This window comes from Streptomyces chiangmaiensis, from assembly GCF_036281785.1.
Taxonomy (GTDB): Bacteria; Actinomycetota; Actinomycetes; order Streptomycetales; family Streptomycetaceae; genus Streptomyces; species Streptomyces chiangmaiensis.
Map to the genome: position 1 here is coordinate 1 of NZ_JAYWVC010000351.1, position 5,011 is coordinate 5,011.

Genomic DNA, 5,011 nt, shown 5'->3' on the forward strand with positions numbered 1-5,011 from the left:
GCTCCACCGTGACATGGGAACGGCAATCGCGCAGCTGTCCTGACCATGTCTGCACCACCCAGGCGCCAGCGGGGTGTCCGGACGCCGGGGCGGTTGTCGTTGACGACACCGGCGTACTCGGGGTGCTCGTAGATGAAGGAACGGCCCATGGGCAGACGATCTCCATGCGGGCAACGTGTTCGTCAGCGTCAGAGCGCTGACGCCCCGGCGCCGGCCAGGACCGTGCTGTTGTGTCGGCTCGCGCGATCGTCCCAGTGACTCAGCCGTCGAAGCCGGCGTCGCAACGCCCGATTACTGACCCGATCGGGCCCTTGCCTTGTCTCTTTCTCTGGATGTTTCTATGACGGCGTCGGGCTCCGGTACGTGAGGCCGTCCGGTATGACCGACTGGGTGGAGGTCGTATATGTACTGCAAAACCGCAGCTCAAAGGCCATTCGGTCGACATCGCTGCCCTGCGAGGTAGTCGTGTGACATTGGTCACCTCACATTCGCAGGGCCCAGGTCGTCGTAACTACAGCACTGCCCGACCACGAACCGATCACGCAGTCCCGAGAGAAGAGCTCAAGGTGACGATCACCAACGCCACAGACCAACGCGAGTCACCCCGAGGAGAGCGACTAGCGGACTGGGCGGACGCCCGGCTTGGCCTATACACCATCGCCAAGGCCAACATGCGGAAGATCTTTCCAGACCACTGGTCGTTCATGCTGGGCGAAGTCTGTCTGTGGAGCTTCGTCGTGTTGGTCCTGACCGGGATCTACCTGACATTCTTCTTCCATCCGTCGATGAACGAGATCGTCTACCACGGCAGTTACGAGCCGCTCAACGGCGTCGCCATGTCCGAGGCCTTCGCCTCCACCCTCGACATCTCCTTCGACGTGCGCGGTGGCCTGCTCATCCGCCAGATGCACCACTGGGCCGCCCTCATCTTCGTCGCGGGCATGCTCGTCCACATGATGCGCCACTTCTTCACGGGCTCCTTCCGCAAGCCCCGCGAAGTGAACTGGGTGTTCGGCTGGACCATGCTGGTCCTAGGTATGTTCGAAGGATTCGTCGGCTACTCCCTCCCCGACGACCTGCTCTCCGGCACCGGACTGCGCTTCGTGGAAGGCGCCATCCTTTCCGTGCCGATTATCGGCACCTATCTGTCCATGTTCCTCTTCGGCGGAGAGTTCCCCGGCACCGAACTTGTCCCGCGGTTCTACTCAGTACACATCCTGCTGTTCCCCGGCCTCATTGCTGCGCTGATCGTCGTCCACATGATCCTGCTCGTCTACCACAAGCACACCCAGTGGACCGGCCCCGGCAAGACCAACCACAACGTCGTAGGCATGCCCTTCCTGCCCGTCTACCTCGCCAAGACCACCGGCTTCTTCTTCCTCGTCGCCTCGGTGATCGCCGTCATCTCGGCCGTCGCCTCCATCAACCCCGTGTGGACCTACGGCCCTTACCGCCCCGACCAGGTGTCCACGAACGCCCAGCCAGACTGGTACATGGGCTTCTCTGAAGGTCTCATCCGCATCATGCCAGGGTGGGAAATCAACGTGGCGGGACACACTCTCGTCCTCGGCGTGCTGATCCCTCTGATCGTGTTTCCGATCATCCTGCTGGTCATCGGCCTCTACCCCTTCTTCGAAAGCTGGATCACCGGCGACAAACGCGAGCACCATCTCCTCGACAGGCCGCGCAACCGGCCGGTCCGTACGGGCCTTGGTGTCGCCTGGCTGAGTGTTTACTTCCTCCTTCTGATCGCCGGCGGTAACGACCTTTTCGCCACCCGCTTCCACCTCTCCATCAACGCCGTCACCTGGTTCATCCGCGTCGCGCTGTTCGTCGTCCCCGTAGCCGCCTTCCTCATCACCAAACGCATCTGTCTCGGCCTCCAGAACCGTGACAAGGAGAAGGTCCTCCACGGCAGGGAGACAGGCATCATCCGTCGCCTGCCCCAGGGCGAGTACGTCGAGGTGCACCAGCCTCTCTCCCCGGCAGAGCAGCACACGCTGACCGCCCACGAGCAGTACCAGCCCCTCGACCCCGGGCCAGCCGAGGACGCCAACGGCATACCGCACAAGCTCTCCCGCCGCGAGCGGTTCAGGACGCGCCTGTCACGCGCCTATTTCGGGCCGTCAGCACAGGTCGCCAAACCGACCAGGGAAGAAATGCAGCGCAACAAGGAAGAGGTCACGCACAGCATCGAGCACTGACCTCGGCTACTCGGCGGCGGTGCGTTGTGGGACCGTGTGGCAGTACGGTCCACAACGCACCGCTGCCCCTTTCCGTCTATTGCACAGTAACTACAGGAACAAATGGCGGCGATCCGGTCCGGATCGTGTCCCGTCCCGTGCTGCCGAAGCGGTCTGAGAACGAGCTTGCGAGGTCAGCCCGGTGGGATAAGGGAGTTCCGCCGGCAACCGTGCCCCGGCATATCCGACCACCCCCGAACCATCGTCACTGACAAGACCTCCTGCACGTAAAAAGTGCCTCCGCTTGGACCGACCGAACTCCTCAACGAGGTTCATCGTCCCAGGCCAGAAAGGCACTTTCGCATTTCCGCCGTACCCAACCGAAACAGCGAGGTTAGTCATGACGCAGTCATCGCCCCAGTTTCCGCACATCGTGGTGCACAGCCCGGCGCTGGACGGCTCCCGCCGGGTTACCGAAGGTGACGTGATCTTGGGTGTCGCCTCCCATCTGGATGACGTCATCGAGATTCTCCGGCTTGCCGACCTCGATCGGATCGAAGTCGAGGAGAGTGACTTCATCGACTGGCAGGGAGGCGGCCCAGACGAGTGGCCGGGACTTACCGAACACCCAGAGGAGTGGGCGGGACTTACCGAAATCCCCGAGGAGTGACACGGCAGCTGTAGTTCCGATCATGGCTGGTCCTGGAGTTCGTGTCGGCGCTGGTGGCAGGCTTGCGCGACTGCCTGATGGTGGCGGCGCCAGGCCATCCAGTGCAGGACGTGTTCTGCCTCCCGGACGGGTGGTGTGAGGACGAACGCCCTCAGGAGTGGGACGAGTTCGGGGCAGGTCAGCGGGACGAGTCGGGTTGTTCGGGCAGGGCGGGCTGTGGTCGCGGCAGCGGCGGTGAGCGTGAGGACGGCGGCGGCGATCAGGGAGAACAAGGACCAGCGCATCCAGGAGTTCCAGCAGGTCACCTGACCTTCGTCCAGGCCGGTGAATGTCTTGCCAAGCTGGAAGGTCTCCTCGATCCGCCATCTGTGGCAGATCACGTCCACGAGCTGGGCGAGGGTGATGTTGCCGGGCGCCCAGCAGCGGAAGAAGGAGAGTTCGCCGGTGTATCGGTGCCGGCGGGCGACCAGGATGCTGGTGCCGTTCTCGTGATGTCCGTCCGGGGTGTCGTCCGCTCGGACGTCGAGCCAGGCCCAGTCGTACTCGCGGGTGCCCTTCTGGCCGTGTCCGGCCCGCATGCGCATCCACTGGTGGGGCAGCACCTTGTTGATTATCTGGCGGGTCTGCCATCTGCGGCCCGCTCCGTCGGTCACCACGTGTGTGTGGGACACGCCGACTGCATAGCCGAGTCCGAACGCCCGTATTTGCGTGCGGAGTTCACGGCAGGAATAGACCTCGTCGCCGGCGAACCAGCGTGCGTCGATGCCCAGCTGGAGCGCGTTGGCGACCATGTCGGCCGTCTGCTGTGGCTTGGTGGCGAACATGATCTCCTCCGGGACACCGGCCGCGTCGCGGCGTTCCTCGTCCGCGGCCCAGTCCTTTGGGAGATACAGGGCCCGGTCGATCACCACCCGCGCCGTCTCGGTGACGGCGGCGAGGTGGACGGCGACCTGGCACAGGCCGACACCCTTGAGCGCGCCGGAGTACTGGCGTCCGGCTCCCACACAGTCGGTGGAGGACTTGGCGTCGCCGGTCTCGTCCGCGACCAGCACCACATCCTGACCTGCGAGTTCACGCACGACGAGACGGGCGATCTCCTCCCTGGCCCGGTCGTGGTCGAACTTCGCGCGTGACAGCAGGTGCTGCAGCCGGTGCGGACCTGGATGCCCCAGCGCCTGGGCCAGCGTCCAGCAGTTGCGCGTGTCTACCTCTGCCAGCAATCCGCTGATCATCTCCGCCGCCGTCGCGCGCGTCTCAGGCCGCGCGAAGCAGTCCGCGATCACCTCCAGCGCTGCCCCGAACACTCGGCCCCAGACTGCCTGGGCTATCGTGACCTCCACGGCCACCGCTTCTTGAAACGTCGTCACAAACGTTCATGATCACGGTGGCCGTACCCGTACCCCCATCCGACCCCGCGAGCTGCTGACCAGCGCAGACGCCGGAACTACAGCTGCCGTGAGTGAGCCGGGACGCCTGCCAGGCTCTGTCCGCTGCAAGGCCCTGTTGTATTCGCCACTTCACCGGGTTCCTCCGATTCCTCCCCGGCCTTCGGGCCGGGGAGGAATCGGACTCCTGCGGAGCAGGGCTCACCTGCCAGCCGGCACTGGTGGTTCGCGTTCTTGTAGTCGCCGACGAGTTCCTTCTTCTTCGTGTCCACGCTGATCACCGGCTGGCCGGCGCCCATGTGCTGCCTGGCCCGCTCGTTGATGTAGCGGAACTGGGCGTCACGGTCGGGGTGCTGCTTGCCCTCGATGGTCTTGGCGCCGGCCTGCAGGCTGAGGCCCTCCACCCCGCTCGTCAGGTTCCACCAGCGCCAGCAGCGCGGGCCGAAGACCCGGATCAAGGTCCGCGGCCTTCTTCCGGCCACAACCGGGCCTGCGGACCCGGCCCAGAGGCTCCTCGCCAGCCTCCAACTCGTCTACGCCCTTGCGAACCGTCGTCTCGTTGACCTGGGCCCCCCTTGCGACCGCCCGGATACCGCCGTGCCCCAGGATCCGGGCCTCGGCCCCCATCAGCAGTCGCCGCTGCCGCTCGTCCAGGTGTGGAACAACGCCCCGAACTTCTCGGCGAGTTGCCTACGGATCCCATCGGAGACGCTCATATCACAACAACGAGCCGCATCACGCGAAGCAACACCTTGATTCTCTGCGAGCCCTAA

The 5,011-nt window shown here is 64.6% G+C and carries 3 protein-coding genes and 1 pseudogene; 2 read left to right on the plus strand and 2 right to left on the minus strand.

Annotated elements, in window-relative coordinates:
* The first annotated feature begins 572 nt into the window (after window positions 1-572).
* Window positions 573-2,204 (plus strand): cytochrome bc1 complex cytochrome b subunit, encoded by a 1,632-nt coding sequence (gene qcrB / locus VXC91_RS42185; protein ID WP_329512653.1) that lies wholly within the window; start codon window positions 573-575, stop codon window positions 2,202-2,204.
* A gap of 379 nt (window positions 2,205-2,583) precedes the next feature.
* On the plus strand, window positions 2,584-2,853 hold the full coding sequence (locus VXC91_RS42190; protein WP_329512654.1) for a hypothetical protein: 270 nt from the start codon (window positions 2,584-2,586) through the stop codon (window positions 2,851-2,853).
* 20 nt (window positions 2,854-2,873) lie between these two features.
* On the opposite strand, the gene VXC91_RS42195 is transcribed toward VXC91_RS42190, so the two are convergent.
* Together VXC91_RS42195 and VXC91_RS42200 are read right to left on the minus strand one after the other, a co-directional pair.
* Window positions 2,874-4,220 (minus strand): IS701 family transposase, encoded by a 1,347-nt coding sequence (locus VXC91_RS42195; RefSeq protein WP_329512652.1) that lies wholly within the window; start codon window positions 4,218-4,220, stop codon window positions 2,874-2,876.
* A gap of 170 nt (window positions 4,221-4,390) precedes the next feature.
* Window positions 4,391-4,954: pseudogene (locus VXC91_RS42200) on the minus strand (ISAzo13-like element transposase-related protein); the annotation flags it as partial.
* Window positions 4,955-5,011 lie beyond the last annotated feature (57 nt).

Excerpts from the sequence above, each read along its gene's own strand:
- VXC91_RS42190 (WP_329512654.1), top strand. The coding sequence starts at position 2,584 with ATGACGCAGTCATCGCCCCAGTTTCCGCACATCGTGGTGCACAGCCCG.